We start from the raw sequence: 15,162 nt of genomic DNA on the forward strand, positions 1-15,162 counted from the left end.
GCGGGCATGTCGTCCCGCCGTGACATGCCGGCGTTCGATGCCATCGGCCACCCGGCCCCGCCCGACTGTCGGGCGAGCCGGGACATCGTACAAGCATGTAGGCACCAGAAACCGGTATAAGACCGCATGCAAGCGCGGCAATCGGTCGGATACTGCCGGCGGCGCAACGGCTGCACCGCACGCCGCTTACCTCCCGATCCCGTGCGCCACGGTACGCGATCAATGATTGGTGATCGCGTAGCCTCGATCGCGATAGAAGCGGTAGCGCTCCCGTCCGGCCGCCAGTTGTTCCGGCTGGTCGCCCACCACTTCCAGCAGCCGTTCGAACCGCGCGAACTGCGGCGGCACGTCGTCGCCCAGGTTGAGCAGCACACCCTGATGCGGCGACGCCGCGCCGTTCGTGCACAGCACGACCGGCGTTTCCGCCGCACCAGGCGCGTCCGCCCCACAGTGGGGGATGAAGTCCAGCGGCGAGAAGGTCCACAACAGGCCGTCGAGACGCGCGAGCGTGTCCGGGTTGCCGACCACTGCCACCGGCTTGCCGGCCGTGTAAGCCTTGCGGACGAGCCGGCACGCGTAGGCAAGCGGATCCGCGACGCGCGTATGGAAATCGACTCGCGTCATCGCCGCATCACTTCCGCTTCGCGCGGCCCGCCGGCGTGCCAACCACGCGGCCGGCCGAAACGCCCGGCGCCGCCTTGCCCGGCGCCTTTGACTCGGCGAGCGCAGCGGGCTGTGCGTTCGAGGCCGCAGCGGCCTCGGCGGTCTCGCCCACCGCCACGTCAGCGCCGGCCTTTGCGGTCTTGCCGGCGCGCTCCGCTTTGTCGGCCTTCGTGCCCTTCCCGGCCTTGTCCTTCGACTTGCCGTTGCGGTCGTTCTTGTCGTTCTTTCCGGCGCGCTCGCCCTTGCCGGCCGGCAAGACCGCCGCTTGGCCGTCGGCCGGATCGAGCACCGCGACCGCGCCCGATGCGAGGTCGACATCGGCCTGCGTGGCGCCGGTCTTGCGCTGCGCGCGCGAGATCAGGAACTCCGTCAGCAGCGGTACCGGCCGGCCGGTTGCACCCTTCGCCGCGCCGCTCTTCCAGGCAGTGCCGGCGATATCCAGGTGCGCCCACGGATAGGCCCCGGCGAAACGCGAGAGGAAACAGGCTGCCGTCACGCTGCCGGCAGGCCGTCCGCCGATATTCGCGATGTCTGCGAAGTTCGACTTCAGTTGCTCCTGGTAGGCGTCCTCGACGGGCATCCGCCAGCACGGATCGACCGCGCGGCGGCCGGCGGCGACCAGTTCGTCGGCAAGCGCATCGTCGGTCGAGAACAGACCGCTGTTGTGATGCCCCAGCGCGATGATGCAAGCCCCGGTCAGCGTGGCGACGTCGACCACGGCAGCCGGCTTGAAGCGTTCGACGTAGGTCAGCGCATCGCACAGGATCAGGCGGCCTTCCGCGTCGGTGTTCAGCACCTCGACCGTCTTGCCCGACATGGTCCGGATCACGTCGCCGGGTTTCAGCGCATTGCCGGCCGGCATGTTCTCGCAGGTCGGCACCACCGCCACCACGTTCAGCGGCAGCTTCATGCCGGCCACCGCGCGCAGGGTCCCGAGCACCGACGCCGCGCCGCACATATCGTATTTCATCTCGTCCATCGCCTCGCCGGGCTTGATCGAGATGCCGCCGGAATCGAACGTGATGCCCTTGCCGACCAGCACCACTGGCGCCTCGGACGCGCCCGCGCCCTGGTAGCGCAACACGATGAAGCGCGGCGGCTGCGTCGAGCCTTTCGCGACGGCCAGGAACGACGTCATCGCCAGCGCCTCGATCTTCTTCTGATCGAGCACCTCTGCCTTCAGCTTGAAGTCGCGCGCCAGTTGCTGCGCCACTTCGCCAAGGTAGGTCGGGGTGCACACGTTCGGCGGCAGGTTGGCCAGGTCGCGGGTCAGGTTGATCCCTTCGACCAGCGCGCTACCCTGCGTGACGGCCTCGCGCACCGCGGCGCTTTCGCCGTTCACCGTGATCGTCACCTGTTCGACGCCGCCCTTCGGCGCTTCGGGCGCGCCCTTCATCTGGTCGAAGCGATAGGCGCCGTAACCGGCCGCCAGCACGGCCGCGCGCACCGCCCATGCCGCATCGCGACCGGCCGGCGGCTGTTCCGCAAGCGTGTACAGCACGCGGCGCACGCCGCTGCCCACCGCCTTGAACGCGGCTTGCGCCGCATCGCCGTGGCGCTTCGCATCGAAGCCCTCGCGATTTCCCAAGCCGACCAGCAGCACGCGCGGCGCGTGCAGGCCGGCCACCGCGTGCAGCATCAGCGTTGTGCCGGGCTTCGCATCGAAGTCGCCGTCGGCGACCAAGCGTCCGACCAGGCCGTCGCTGGCCGCATCGAGCGCCGCCGCCGCGCCGTCGAGGCCGCCGTCGGCGAATACGCCGATCAGGATACAATCGCTGCTGTCCGCAAGAAGGTCGACGCCCGCCGTCGTGTTCGAGCCGCGTGCTTTTATGCTAAAGTCCATCGCGCTTGGATCCTCGTGCTCAGTTTGACTTAGCCGGATTATCCGCCATTTTTCCCGTAGCGGTTCGCCACGCGAGCCAAGCACGCGGTCTGTCACCGCCGAGTCACCGGACGGCCTGCCAACGGGTCGCCAAGCTGATTTCCCGCCATGATCTTCGAACGTTCGCTGCAGCGCGAACTGGGCCTGACGGCCGGCGCTGTGTTCCTGGTGCTGCTGACCGTCATGCTGACCACGATGATGATCCGTGTGGTCGGACTGGCCGCGTCGGGCGGCGCCGATCCGAGCGACGTGCTGGTCCTGATCGGACTCACGGTCGTCGGTTATCTCGCCGTGATGCTCATCGTCACGCTGTTCGTCTCGGTCCTGTTCGTGCTGACGCGCTGGTACCGCGATTCCGAGATGGCGGTCTGGTTCGCCTCCGGCGTCGGCCTGCCCGCCTTCATCAAGCCCGTGCTGGTGTTCGCGGCGCCGTTCATCGTGTTGATTGCGTTCTGCGCAATGGTCGCCTGGCCCTGGTCGAATGCCCAACGGCAGGCGATCAGCCAACGCTTCGCGCAACGCGACGAGGTCTCGCTGCTTGCCTCGGGCCAGTTTCGCGAAGCGCCGTCCAGCCATCGCGTGTTCTTCGTCGAGCGCGTCGGCGAGGGCTCGCGCCGCCTTGAGAACGTGTTCGTCGCCAGCACCGAGAACGGCAAGCTGAACATCGTCGTGTCGCGCAGCGGCCATGTCGAACTGCGCGGCGATGCCGACCGCTACGCGGTGCTGGACCAGGGGCGCCAGTACGACGGCGAACCCGGCAAACCGAATTTCAGGATCTCGACCTTCGAACGCTACGGCGTGAAGATGGAGTCGCGGCCCGTCACCACGTCGATCGGACCGCACGGCCTGAGCACGCCCGCCCTGCTCGCCGATCCGAATCCGGGCAATCTGGGCGAACTGGCCTGGCGCATCGGTCTGCCGATCATGGCGCTGGTGCTGACCCTGCTCGGCATTCCGCTCGCCTACCAGAACCCTCGCCGCGGCCGCACGCTGAACCTCGTGATGGCCGTGCTGGTCTATCTCACTTATGCCAACGTGCTGAATCTGATGCAGGCGCGTATCGAAAGCGGTACGCTGTCCTTCCCGGTCGGGCTCCTGCTGCTGCACGTGATCGCCGGTGCCGGCGCCGCGCTGCTGTTCTGGCGCCGCGTGCGCAACCGTCCGCTGTTTTCCGTGCGCCGCGCGCGCGCCTCGTCGGGGCAGTAAGCGATGCGGATCTACGAGCGCTATCTCGGACGGCAGGTCTACCTTGCCTTCATCTTCATCCTGTTCGCGTTTTCGGGTCTGTTCTTCTTCTTCGACCTGATCAACGAGCTCGGCACGGTTGGCCGTGGCGGCTACAGTTTCGGTTACGCCGTCGTGCGCGTGCTGTTGCAGACGCCCTCGCATTTCTACGAGATCATTCCGGTCGCCGCGTTGATCAGCGCGATCTACGTGTTCGCGCAGATGGCGTCGTCATCCGAATGGACCATCCTGCGCGTCTCGGGTCTGTCGCCGCAGCGGGCGCTCGGCACGCTGATGAAGATCGGCGTACCGCTGATGGTGCTGACCCTGCTGCTCGGAGAGCTGGTCGGCCCCTATGCCGACCAGCTCTCCGAGCGCGTGCGGCTGCGCGCACTCGGCACGCCGGCCTCGTCGGATTTCCAGTCCGGCATCTGGCTGAAGGATTCGTTGAGCAACGACGGTTCGGGCCACCGCGTCACGCGGTTCGTCAACGTCGGTTCCCTCGAAGCGGACACCTCGATCCGCAACGTGAAGGTGTACGAGTTCGACGACCAGTTGCACCTGACGACGGTGCGGCTGGCCGAGCGCGGCACCTTCGTCGCGCCGGACAACTGGCGTCTCGAAAAGGTCAGCGAATCGACGATCGACGAACACGGCCCCGCGAACGCAAGCTGGAACACGCTCAGCACCACGACCAGCGCCACCACGCGGGCACTGCCGGTTTACATGATGCGTTCCGAACTGACGCCGCGCATCCTGTCGGTGCTGCTGGTCAGCCCGAACCGGATGTCGCTGTATGCGTTGACGTCCTACATCAGCCACCTGCGCGAGAACAATCAGGACACGCAGCGCTATGAAATCGCGCTGTGGCGCAAACTGCTGTATCCATTCGCGGTCCTGGTGATGATGACGCTGTCGCTACCGTTCGCGTACCTGCACGCCCGCTCCGGCGTGGTCGGCGTCAAGGTGTTCGGCGGCATCATGCTCGGCATGAGCTTCCAGCTCGTCAACACGCTGTTCTCCCACGTCGGCAATCTCAACACCTGGCCGGCGCCGATCACCGCGGCGACGCCATCGCTGCTCTACCTGCTGCTGGCGATCGCCGGCCTGCGCTGGGCCGATCGGCACTGACGGCGCGCGCCTGGCGCATCGGTCGGCACCCGGTGCGCCGGCCAGCGGCCCAGTGATCCGGCCGTTCAGTCAGGCGGATCGTCTGGCGCGCGGCGCGCCGCAGCACCCGCGGCGGGCGGGCTGGCGCCCGGCGCCACCCAAGCACGGCGCCGGCGGCGCCAGCCAGGTCATTCATCGGAGGTCTTGATGTCCGTATCCGACAGCGCAGCGTTCATGCACGGCTTGATCCTGTTTGGACACGGCGCACGCGATCCGCGCTGGGCCGAGCCGTTCGAGCGGTTGGCGACGTTGACGCGCGCCGGCAACGCACCGGTCACGCTGGCTTACCTGGAATTGATGACGCCGAGTCTCGGCGAGGCAGTGACGGAGCAGGTCTCGGCCGGCTGCACGCGCATCACGATCGTGCCGGTATTTTTCGGACGCGGCGCCCATCTGCGCCGCGATCTGCCGGCCCTGCTCGATGCCTGCCGCGCCGCCCATCCCACCATCGAGATCAGGCTGGCGACTGCCGTGGGCGAGGAAGAGAGCGTACTGCAGGCGATCGCCGCTTTTTGCCTGCGCGCGCGCGACACCTGAATCGGGTCGGATGGCGTGCGCACCGTGCATCGTGGCTTGCCCCGGCACCTCGCCGCCGGGCCGTGGGCCTCGCGTCGCAAACTGCGCTCGCGAGCCGGCGCGTCAGCGGCTCAGGCGCCGTTGCCGCGCGCCAGCACCGGCGCCTGACTGTCGAGGGCGCCGCCCTCGCGCACCGCGAATGCCTCGCCGATCATCAGCATGCTGGCCTGCGTGCGATCCAGCCAGTCGAGTGCGCGGCCGGCGGCAAGCTCGCCAAGGGTCAGCGACAGCACACGCTCGCGCGGCGTGCTGCATGCCTCGACGATGGCAACCGGCGTGGCCGCGGCACGGCCACGTGCCAACAACGATTGGGCGATGTCGACCGCGCCGTCGCGTCCCATGTAGTAGACCAGGGAATCCGCTGACGCCGCCACGCCCACATCCTCGGTACCCGGCGCCTGTTTGGGCGTGACCAGGGCGACGCTGCGCGCCACGCCACGCAGTGTGAGCGATCGCTTCAGGGTCGCGGCGCCGGCCAGCGCCGCGGTGATGCCGGGCACTACCTCGTAATCGATGCCCGCCGCTTCCAACGCCCGCATTTCCTCGTCGGCCCGCCCGAACAGCATCGGATCGCCGCCCTTGAGGCGCGCCACGAGCGGCGCGGCCAGCGCCGCGTCGACCAGCTGCTTGTTGATGAAATGCTGTGCGCTGGAATGCGCCCCGCAGCGCTTGCCGACCGCGATCAGGCGCGCCTGCGGCGCGAGCGCCAGCAACTCGGCCTCGACCAATGCATCGTGCAGCACGACATCGGCCGCGGCCAGCAGCCGCGCGCCGCGCACCGTGATCAAGTCGGCAGCGCCAGGCCCGGCGCCGATCAGGTAGACCTTGCCCATCTCATTGTTCCATCGCTGGCCAAGCGCCAACGCGTCGTTCGGTCGAGGCGCGATCGCTTCGCACCCGACCGGATTCTAACCGCTCAGTGCACGTCCCGAATCATGCCCGCCGCGACCGTCCGGTGCGTCACCTCATCGATCAGCACAAAGGCGCCGGTCGCCGGCAGCGTCTCGTAGGTATCGCACACCAGCGGCCGCTGCAGGTTCAGCGTCACGCGGCCGATATCGTTCATCGCCAGCGACGAGGCGCCCGCCGCGTCTGCCAACGTGTGGATGTCGAGCGTGTGATGAACCGACGCGACGCGGGCGTAGACCGTATTGGTCGTCTGCTTCAGCAGGTACTTGCGTTGCGCGGCCAGGCCGTCCTCGTCGAACCAACACAGGTCGGCATCGATCTGCCGCGCCACCGCGGCCGCCTCGCTGTCGGGGCGGTCGGCCACGATCATGTCGCCGCGAGACACATCGATGTCGTCGGCCAACCGCAGCGTCACGCACTGCCCGGCGCTCGCGCGGTCCACCGCGGCAGTGCCGCCCGGCACCGGCGCCACGATCTCCGCCACCGTACTCGACAGGCCCTGTGGCAGCACGCGCACTGCGTCGCCGACGGCGATCTCACCGCCCTCGATCTTGCCCATGTAGCCGCGGAAATCGTCGGCCTGCGAGCCGTCCTGCCGTGCCACCCATTGCACCGGGAAGCGCAACGCGGCGCGCTCGCGCGTTGCGGCGGGCAAACTTTCGAGCAAGGCCAGCAACGGCTGACCGCCATACCAGGGCATCCGCTCGCTGCCCGTGACGATGTTGTCGCCGACCAGTGCCGAGACCGGCATGATCGTCAGGCCGGTCAGACCGATGCGCTCGGCCAGCGCGAGATAGGCGCGGCGGATCTCGTCGAAACGCGCCTCGCTGTAATCGACCAGGTCCATCTTGTTCACCGCAACGATCACGTGCTCGATGCCGAGCAATTTGACGATCTTGCTGTGGCGCTTGGTCTGGGCCAGCAGTTGCGCCTGCCCATCGACAGTCTCGACGCGGGTCGCGTCGATCAACACGATCGCGGCGTCCGCCGTCGACGCGCCCGTCACCATGTTACGGGTGTACTGCTCGTGCCCCGGCGTGTCGGCGATGATGAATTTCCGGCGCCCGGTCGTGAAATAGCGATACGCGACGTCGATGGTGATGCCCTGCTCGCGTTCCGCTTCCAGACCGTCGGTCAACAGGGCCAGGTCGAGCGTGTCGCCAGCCACCCGCTTGCCGCGCGCGCGGCCCAGCGCGCCAAGTTGGTCCGACAGGACCGCGCGGCTGTCGAACAGCAGCCGGCCGATCAGGGTGCTTTTTCCGTCGTCGACGCTGCCCGCCGTGATGAAGCGCAGTACGCCGAGATCTTCGATCGCTTGTGTCATGTTGGTCTCGCTGTACGCCTTCTTAGAAATAGCCCTGCTTCTTGCGCTGCTCCATCGCCGCCTCCGACGTCTGGTCGTCCATCCGCGTGGCGCCGCGCTCGGTGATCGTCGCCGTGGCCGTCTCGGCGATGATCGCCGCCACGTCCGCCGCGTCGCTTTCGACCGGGCAGGTGCAGCTGATGTCGCCGACCGTGCGGAACCGCACCGTTGCCACTTCGATCGTCGCGCCCTCGGCCGCCGGCGTGAGATCGGTCACCGGCACCAGCAGCCCATCGCGCCGCACGATCTCGCGCTGGTGCGCGTAGTAGATCGACGGCAAGGCCAGGCGTTCGCGCGCAATGTACTGCCAGACGTCGAGTTCGGTCCAATTCGAGATCGGGAACACGCGCAGGTGCTCGCCTTGATGCAGCCGCGCATTGAAGACATCCCACAGTTCCGGGCGCTGCGCCTTCGGGTCCCACTGGCCGAACTCGTCGCGGAACGAGAAGATCCGCTCCTTCGCACGCGCCTTTTCCTCGTCGCGGCGGGCGCCGCCGATCATCGCGTCGAAGCCGTGTTCCGCGATCGTCTCGAGCAGCGTCACCGCCTGGGCGGCGTTGCGCGAATCGGTCGGACGACGCAGACGCACCGTGCCCTTGCGGATCGAATCCTCAACGTGACCGACCACCAGACGCGCACCCAGTTCCGCCACGCGCTGATCCCGGAACGCAATCACTTCGTCGTAGTTGTGTCCGGTATCGATATGGACCAGCGGGAACGGCAGATGGGTCGCTCGCCCCTCGCCCAGCCCGAACGCCTTCAGCGCAAGATGCAGCACGACCACCGAATCCTTGCCACCCGAGAACAGCAGCGCCGGGTTGCGGCACTCGGCAACGACCTCGCGCAGGATATGGATCGACTCGGCCTCCAGCCAGTCGAGGTGATCGCGGCGACGCAGCGACGTGGTGCTTTGTTCGAGAATGATGCTCATATGCTCTCTCTGGATGTTCGACTGGCAGTCCGACTGTCTGTCCGACTGCCCCTGCGCCGGCCGCGGGTACCGGACACTGGCAGCGCTAGTGCGCGCTGCTCACGTGCAGGCCGCATTCCTTCGTGTCCCGCGACTCCCACCACCAGCGGCCCGCGCGGCTGTCCTCGCCGGGACGGATCGCGCGCGTGCACGGCTCGCAGCCGATGCTCGGATAGCCTCGCGCGTGCAGCGGATTGACCGGCACCTGATGAGCGAGCAGATAGGCCCAGACTTCGCCTTCGTCCCAATCGAACAACGGGTTGTATTTCGGCATGCCGCGCGGCGCGTCGAACTCTTCGAGCGCCAGCTCCGTGCGCGTCACCGACTGCTCGCGGCGCTGGCCGGTCAACCACGCATCCGCGTCCGACAGCGCGCGGTTCAACGGCTCGACCTTGCGGATCGCGCAGCAGCGCTGGCGCAGTGCCACGCTGTCGTAGAAAGCGTTCAAACCGAAGGTGTCGACGTAGGCCTTGATCGCCTCGGCGTCCGGATCGAAGGCAATCACGCGCCGTCCATAGCGTTGCGCCACCGTCTCGATCATGCCGACCGTCTCCGCATGCAGACGACCGGTGTTCAGCGTGAAGACCTCGATCGGCAAGCCCCGCGAGAAGATCGCGTGGGTCAAGGCCATGTCTTCGGCGGCCAGGCTGCTCGCAAACTTCGCTCGCGTGTGGCGTTGCGCGATAGCTGCGAGACGCGCGTCGAGCGCGCTGCCCAGTTCGGCAACACGCTGCGCCGTGACGTCCGCAGCCTTGGCTTCCGGCCGTACTGCGGCGACACGCAGCGGGCTGACGGAATGGGTCGTCGTCATGGGCGGGGACTCCTGGCAGCGTGCCGCTCGCGCACGGCGGCACTTATAAGGTAATCAGAGAGCGTAAGAGAGATGCCTTATACTTCAAACAATTAAAAAGTTGTTTTTGCATGCTGGGGAGTTATAAATGAATCTTCATCAGTTCCGGTTCGTGCGGGAGGCGGTTCGACAGAACTTCAACCTCACCGAAGCGGCGAAGGCGCTTTATACGTCCCAGCCCGGCGTCTCGAAGGCGATCATCGAGCTGGAGGACGAGCTTGGCGTCGAAATCTTCCGCCGGCACGGCAAACGCGTGCGTTCGCTGACCGAGCCCGGCCGCCTGATCCTGGCCTCGGTCGAGCGCATCCTGCGCGAAGTCGAAAGCCTGAAGCGGATCGGCAACGAATTCGCCGCGCAGGACCAGGGCAACCTGACCATCGCCGCAACGCACACGCAAGCGCGCTACGCGCTGCCGGAGGCCATCGCGGAATTCCGGCGCCGTTTCCCGAAAGTGCGCGTCTCGATCGTGCAAGGCAATCCAACCCAGGTTGCGGAAATGGTCCAGAACGACGCCGCCGACATCGGCATCGCAACCGAGGCGCTGGCCGACTACCCCGACCTGTCGTCGCTGCCCTGCTTCCAGTGGCATCACGTGGCAGTATTCCGGCCCGACCATCCGCTTGCCGAACGCGCCACGCTGAGCCTCGAAGACCTGATGCAATATCCGTTGATCACCTATGGCGCCGCCTTCGCCGGCCGCACCAAGATCAACGAGGCATTCGCCCGCCGCTCGCTGACGCCCGACATCGTGCTCGAAGCGATCGACTCCGACGTCATCAAGACCTACGTCGAGCTTGGACTCGGCGTCGGCATCATGGCCGACATGGCCTACCACCCGGAGCGCGACAAACATCTGCGCACCGCGCCGGTCGGCCACCTGTTCGGCAGCAACCTGACCCGCATCGCCCTCAAGCAGGGCGCCTACCTGCGCAGCTATGTGTATACGCTGGTCGAACTGCTCTCGCCCGAGACCACGCGCAAGCTGCTCGACCAGGCATTGCAGGGCACCGGCGAACATTACGAGATCTGAATTCCGGGAAGTGGGAAGCGGAAAGCGGGAAGCGCCGCCCTCGAAACGAGACGGCGCCAGCGGCACCTGACGCGCGCGCGCGTCAGCGCCGGACGCGGCGTCCCGGCCTGGACGCCGCGAAATGATCTCGCGGCCGACCTGGACCGCGCGACGGTCGGTGAACAACGGTCGGTGAACAACGGTCGGCGAATGACAGTCGTTGCACGACAGTCATTCAACGATTTCCCGCAGCCTGAAGCGACAGTGCGGCAGCCATCCGGGCGCGGCGCGGCGACGCCACCGCGGCGCGCCGCAGCACCTGACGCGACGGCGCTTTCCGACCCTGCACGGGCGCCCGCCGCACCTTGCAAGAAAAGCCCGGCGGCGATGCGCCGCCGAGTTTTGGCTGGGGTATGCTTCGGCAACATTTCCCGAAGGAGCCCATCAGCATGCCCCGCCTCACCCTTCGTTTTCTCGCCGCAGCGCTGCTCGGCGCCATGGCTTTCACCGCACAGGCGCAGGTCAAGGTAGGCGTCGACCTGTCGACCACCGGCCCGGCGGCGACCATCGGCATCAGCAGCAAGAACGCATTCCTGATGTGGCCGAAGACGCTGGGCGGCCAGCCTGCCGAATACATCTTCCTGGACGACGGCACCGACCCCGGCAACGCAGTGCGCAACATCCGCCGGCTGCTCTCCGAGGACAAGGTCGACGTGATCGTCGGCCCAACCATCACCCCGGCCGCCCTCGCCGCGCTCGATCCGATCGCCGAAGCCAAGACGCCGATGCTCTCGCTGATCGGCTCCGGATCCGTGGTCGAACCGCAGACCGGCTCGCGCACCTGGGCATTCAAGATGGCCTCGTCCGATTCGGCATTCGCCGACGTGATGACCCGCTACATGTCCAACCACAACGTCAAGACCGTCGCCTTCATCGGCTTCGCGGACGGCTACGGCGAAAACTGGCTCACTGAATTCAAGAAATTCGCCGAGCTGCGCAAGATCAAGCTGGTCGCGGTCGAGCGCTACAACCGCACCGACACCAGCGTCACCGGCCAGGTGCTGAAGTTGATCGCCGCCAAGCCCGACGCCATCCTGATCGCCGGCGCCGGCACGCCGACCGTGCTGCCGCAGCGCACGATCGTCGGCTACAACTACAAGGGCCAGATCTACCAGACCGCCGGCATCGGCACGCCCGACTTCATCAAGCTGGGCGGCAAGGACGTCGAAGGCACGCTGTTTCCGACCCAGCCGGTGCTGGTCGCCGCCTCGCTGCCCGCCGACAACCCGGTGCGCAAGACCGCACTGGACTTCGTGAACGCGTACGAAAAGCGATACGGGCCGGGCACCGCCAACCAGTTCTCCGGCGATGCCGCCGGCGTCTACCCGCGCCTGAACGACGCCGTCGCACGTGCGCTCAAGTCCGGCCAACCCGGCACGCCGGCGTTCCGCCAGGCGCTGCGCGACGCGCTTGAAAACACCAAGGACCTGGTGATCCCGCAAGGCATCGTCAACACCAGCGCCAAGGATCACATCGGCCTGGATCAGCGCGCGGTGGTGATGGGCACCGTCAAGAACGGCAAGTTCCAGTACCTCAGCCAGTAAACCGAAGGCGCCGTTGCGCCCCGCGCGCAACGGCGCTTGCCCGGCAACCCGAAACACGCGATAATCGCCGTCTCAGCCGCTCGGCGTCAGGCATCCCTGCCACGTCCTGCGCGCATGGCCCAGGTGGTGAAATTGGTAGACGCAGGGGACTCAAAATCCCCCGCCGCAAGGCGTGCCGGTTCGATTCCGGCCCTGGGCACCACGAACAAAAAGCAAAGGGCTGCGCTTAGCGCGGCCCTTTTTGTTTGTGGGCTTGGAAAGCTGCTTTAAAGCTGGAAGCTCAGCGAAGCGCCGGTACGATGGCGTACGGCCCCCAGTACGCAGCATAGGCGATACACGTAAGTTGGCGTCGTGCCCAAGTGGTGGAATGGTAGGCGCAGGGTAAAGCGACAAAATCCGATCCATCATGGAGAAATGCTATGGATAGACCCATCATTTGGTGAAAACACGGGGCGGCTCAGTCCAGGTTAACTTCTGAGTACCGCCCGCAAATTGGAAGGTTCACAGTAAGGGGCCAAGAGCGGGCGACGGGCATCTAAAGCAAAGCAACAGCGCGCGACTCCGGATCGAGTGCATGTACCCTGAACGCCGCGTCTTTAGCAGCGGCAGTAGCCAAATTGAAAATGATTCCCTTGCCGCAAGTTGGGCTCGTTCGATTCTGGTCTTGCGTAACAACACTTTGGCAAAGAGCCACCGTGTCCCGATCTATGTCCTTTGCGCATCCATCACGTGGGACGAACTTCGGTATAGCGACGCAACCGAGCGATGCGCGTGCTCCCGGCCCAGTTCAGACGCGGCCGTTTGATCCGATGCGTTGGTGAGCGGCCAATCTGTCCGGTGACAGCCACATTCGGCGGCTCGACCTCGAAGGCGCCAACGCAGCCGAGTACCGCGCCGCTAACAAGCCGTTCAGTACCGCCGGAGCGGCCACACAAAGCGCTGCCATAGATACTCAGCGGCAGCGTCCGCTGACAAGCGTTGCATATCGAACTTTTTCTCATGTGCAAACGATCCCATTGACATCGCCGCCTGGAACCGAAGGTCATCACCTTGGGAGAGGGACAAGATCTCGTTATAGCTGTTGTTCGACATGTTCCTGCCCTCGGAATAGGCGATGCCGTTCTCTGAATACAGACCTCCTATCCAGACACGGCCGATACACGTACTCTTGCCGTCGACAAACAGTTCGGCCCGAAAGTCGGTGGCTGTCGTAACCTGAAAATCCGTTTGAATACGCGGTTCCTGCTGGGAAACGGCGTCGAGGTTGGTCTCGAACAAATTCTTGATTGTCATAAAGCCATTTTTCAGAAAATGGCGCTTATCGACGTCCGTGGGAGCCCTTTTCAGCGATGGAATGAGAGTTGTGACTGGCAGCGCGACAACCGATTTAGCGGCCTCGGCACTGGGCCCCGGGAAATCTCTGTGCTGAACTTGCGTCGTAGCTCCAGGAAAACGAGGGCGGGCTGTAGGCTTCGCTCGGTTCCGATTAATCCCATCGACCAAAGCTTGCCGTGCCGCGCCCTCGTCCATTCCAGCAATACGGATCTGCACGATTGACTTGAATAGGCCGGACGGATTGCAGTTACGCACCATCACCGGCACCAGCTTCATCTCCTGTCCTTGCGGATCCTGTCCGAATGCCGCCGCCCACTCCGGCGATGCGAACTGAGAACGGAGATAATCCGGCGACAAGACCATCACGGTCCGCTTCGCCTTAGCTGCAGCCTTCTGCATTTCCAAGACAAAATTACTGCCTGGCCGAAAATCCCAAACTTGGACGATAACGGTGAAACCCTCTTCTTCCAGCACATAGCTGATCCATTGAGCCCAGTCAGTGTCAGCGTTGGTATAGCTAATGAAGAAATCCGTCATGTTTTCCGGGGAGGTGCGGTCACGGCTTTGACATTCATCCTAGCGCTTGATTGTACTGTATTGAGCCAGCAGAACCTGCTCAGGTTAAGCGGCTAAAGCAAATAACTCAGCCAGGGGTCTTGATGCCGAGCGCCTGATGCGGGCGTCGGTGGTTATAAACGCGCATCCAAGCGCCGATCACGCGGCTGGCGTTTTGGATTGTCTCGAAGCAATGCCGATGCACGCAATGTTCCTTGAGCGTGCGGATCACGCGTTCGACCATGCCGTTCTGTTGCGGGCAATGCGACGTGATGAACTCCTGGCGCAAGCCGTAGCTGCGCACGAGTGCGCTGTCGCTGCGTGAGGTGAACCAAGCAGTTGTCCGAGCACAGTAGAAACGGCGCCGGCACGCGGCCCAGCGTTTCAAAGCGTGCGATCAAGGCGTGTTCCAGCGCGCTGCCTGCGGTGCAGGCCTTGCCGCTTCGCAACAGGTGTCAGCCGAGCAACTCACGAGTATGACAGCGCTCGTACTGCTCGCGCACATCCTGGGGATTGGCCCGCAAGGCATTCTCCATGCCCGCTTGCCGTCATCGACCCGTTGTTCGACTTCCGAGGGCGACAAATCGTATTGGCGGCTAGCCTCGGCCACTGCACTCTTACCTTGAATGGTGTCCAGCAGCAACGCGCTTTTGCGCCCCGCCGTCCACCGTTTGATGTCTTCTTCCATCTTCGTGCTCAACGCCGTTGCCTCGATTATGACGTGAGCAGGTTTTCACTGTGTCAGCACATCGCGCCATAGACAGCGCGGATGCCGGGTCAAGGGGTTGGTGCGGCCCGCAGCCCTACGGGCGAGGACACGGCCCCTTGACGCGGCAGGAGTGCCCACACGCTGCGCCCGGGGGGTAGGTGTTCAGGGCCATCGGCCCGTAACCCCTACCCCCGAGGTTCCCGCCGGCGAGGGTGGAGAGTCCAGAGAGGCAAAGCCTCTTTGGGAACTGTCTTCACCGATGGCGGCCGATGTCGCACTCAATCGGGAAAACCTATTGATAGCCACAAAAACAAGACAATTTCTGCGTGAAACCTTTTTGCCT

At 65.3% G+C, this 15,162-nt stretch carries 12 protein-coding genes, 1 tRNA gene and 2 pseudogenes; 6 read left to right on the forward strand and 9 right to left on the reverse strand.

Translation table 11 applies throughout. The annotated features are described in order from the left end of the window. Positions 1–219 precede the first annotated feature (219 nt). Together BLU54_RS08030 and BLU54_RS08035 are read right to left on the reverse strand one after the other, a co-directional pair. On the reverse strand, positions 220–624 hold the full coding sequence (locus BLU54_RS08030) for a DNA polymerase III subunit chi (protein ID WP_091906862.1): 405 nt from the start codon (positions 622–624) through the stop codon (positions 220–222). Positions 625–1,009: 385 nt separating this feature from the next. Continuing rightward, positions 1,010–2,506: pseudogene (locus tag BLU54_RS08035) on the reverse strand (leucyl aminopeptidase); the annotation flags it as partial. 147 nt (positions 2,507–2,653) lie between these two features. Between BLU54_RS08035 and lptF the strand changes: the two are divergent. The 3 genes from lptF (at position 2,654) to BLU54_RS08050 (ending at position 5,476) form a co-directional block, all read left to right on the forward strand. Further along, the gene (gene lptF, locus BLU54_RS08040) at positions 2,654–3,751 is read left to right on the forward strand and encodes an LPS export ABC transporter permease LptF (protein WP_091906866.1); all 1,098 of its coding nucleotides are present in this window, start codon (positions 2,654–2,656) and stop codon (positions 3,749–3,751) included. Positions 3,752–3,754: 3 nt separating this feature from the next. After that, complete coding sequence (gene lptG / locus BLU54_RS08045; RefSeq protein ID WP_091906868.1) at positions 3,755–4,900, forward strand: LPS export ABC transporter permease LptG; 1,146 nt, start codon at positions 3,755–3,757, stop codon at positions 4,898–4,900. Between the two features lie 186 nt (positions 4,901–5,086). Beyond that, the gene (locus BLU54_RS08050) at positions 5,087–5,476 is read left to right on the forward strand and encodes a sirohydrochlorin chelatase (protein ID WP_235837852.1); all 390 of its coding nucleotides are present in this window, start codon (positions 5,087–5,089) and stop codon (positions 5,474–5,476) included. A 110-nt stretch (positions 5,477–5,586) separates the two neighbouring features. Here BLU54_RS08050 and cobA read toward each other — a convergent pair whose 3' ends face one another. The 4 genes from cobA to BLU54_RS08070 all read right to left on the reverse strand — a co-directional run bounded on the left by cobA (position 5,587) and on the right by BLU54_RS08070 (position 9,568). Continuing rightward, the gene (gene cobA / locus BLU54_RS08055; RefSeq protein WP_091906870.1) at positions 5,587–6,348 is read right to left on the reverse strand and encodes a uroporphyrinogen-III C-methyltransferase; all 762 of its coding nucleotides are present in this window, start codon (positions 6,346–6,348) and stop codon (positions 5,587–5,589) included. Positions 6,349–6,431: 83 nt separating this feature from the next. Continuing rightward, positions 6,432–7,748 (reverse strand): sulfate adenylyltransferase subunit 1, encoded by a 1,317-nt coding sequence (locus BLU54_RS08060; protein WP_091906872.1) that lies wholly within the window; start codon positions 7,746–7,748, stop codon positions 6,432–6,434. Between the two features lie 22 nt (positions 7,749–7,770). Continuing rightward, positions 7,771–8,718 carry a sulfate adenylyltransferase subunit CysD gene (gene cysD, locus BLU54_RS08065; RefSeq protein ID WP_091906874.1) on the reverse strand — a complete coding sequence of 316 codons (948 nt, stop codon included), beginning with the start codon at positions 8,716–8,718 and terminating at the stop codon, positions 7,771–7,773. An 85-nt stretch (positions 8,719–8,803) separates the two neighbouring features. Then, positions 8,804–9,568, reverse strand: coding sequence for a phosphoadenylyl-sulfate reductase (locus tag BLU54_RS08070; RefSeq protein WP_091906876.1), 765 nt, complete (start codon positions 9,566–9,568; stop codon positions 8,804–8,806). A gap of 127 nt (positions 9,569–9,695) precedes the next feature. Between BLU54_RS08070 and BLU54_RS08075 the strand changes: the two genes are divergently transcribed. The 3 genes from BLU54_RS08075 to BLU54_RS08085 all read left to right on the forward strand — a co-directional run bounded on the left by BLU54_RS08075 (position 9,696) and on the right by BLU54_RS08085 (position 12,422). Then, positions 9,696–10,637, forward strand: a complete 942-nt coding sequence (locus BLU54_RS08075) for a CysB family HTH-type transcriptional regulator (RefSeq protein WP_091906878.1) — start codon at positions 9,696–9,698, stop codon at positions 10,635–10,637. Between the two features lie 428 nt (positions 10,638–11,065). Continuing rightward, positions 11,066–12,220, forward strand: coding sequence for an ABC transporter substrate-binding protein (locus BLU54_RS08080; RefSeq protein WP_091907365.1), 1,155 nt, complete (start codon positions 11,066–11,068; stop codon positions 12,218–12,220). A gap of 117 nt (positions 12,221–12,337) precedes the next feature. Then, positions 12,338–12,422 (forward strand) — tRNA-Leu (locus BLU54_RS08085). 707 nt (positions 12,423–13,129) lie between these two features. Here the strand turns inward: BLU54_RS08085 and BLU54_RS08090 are convergent. From BLU54_RS08090 to BLU54_RS08100, 3 genes and pseudogenes are all read right to left on the reverse strand, one after another. After that, positions 13,130–14,092 (reverse strand): toll/interleukin-1 receptor domain-containing protein, encoded by a 963-nt coding sequence (locus BLU54_RS08090; protein ID WP_091906880.1) that lies wholly within the window; start codon positions 14,090–14,092, stop codon positions 13,130–13,132. A 106-nt stretch (positions 14,093–14,198) separates the two neighbouring features. Further along, the gene (locus tag BLU54_RS23955) at positions 14,199–14,354 is read right to left on the reverse strand and encodes an integrase core domain-containing protein (RefSeq protein WP_235837853.1); all 156 of its coding nucleotides are present in this window, start codon (positions 14,352–14,354) and stop codon (positions 14,199–14,201) included. A gap of 211 nt (positions 14,355–14,565) precedes the next feature. Next, positions 14,566–14,810, reverse strand: a pseudogene (locus BLU54_RS08100) (DUF1153 domain-containing protein). Positions 14,811–15,162: the final 352 nt, after the last annotated feature.

Origin of the sequence: Chitinasiproducens palmae (assembly GCF_900095735.1) — a bacterium.
GTDB classification, from domain to species: domain Bacteria; phylum Pseudomonadota; class Gammaproteobacteria; order Burkholderiales; family Burkholderiaceae; genus Chitinasiproducens; species Chitinasiproducens palmae.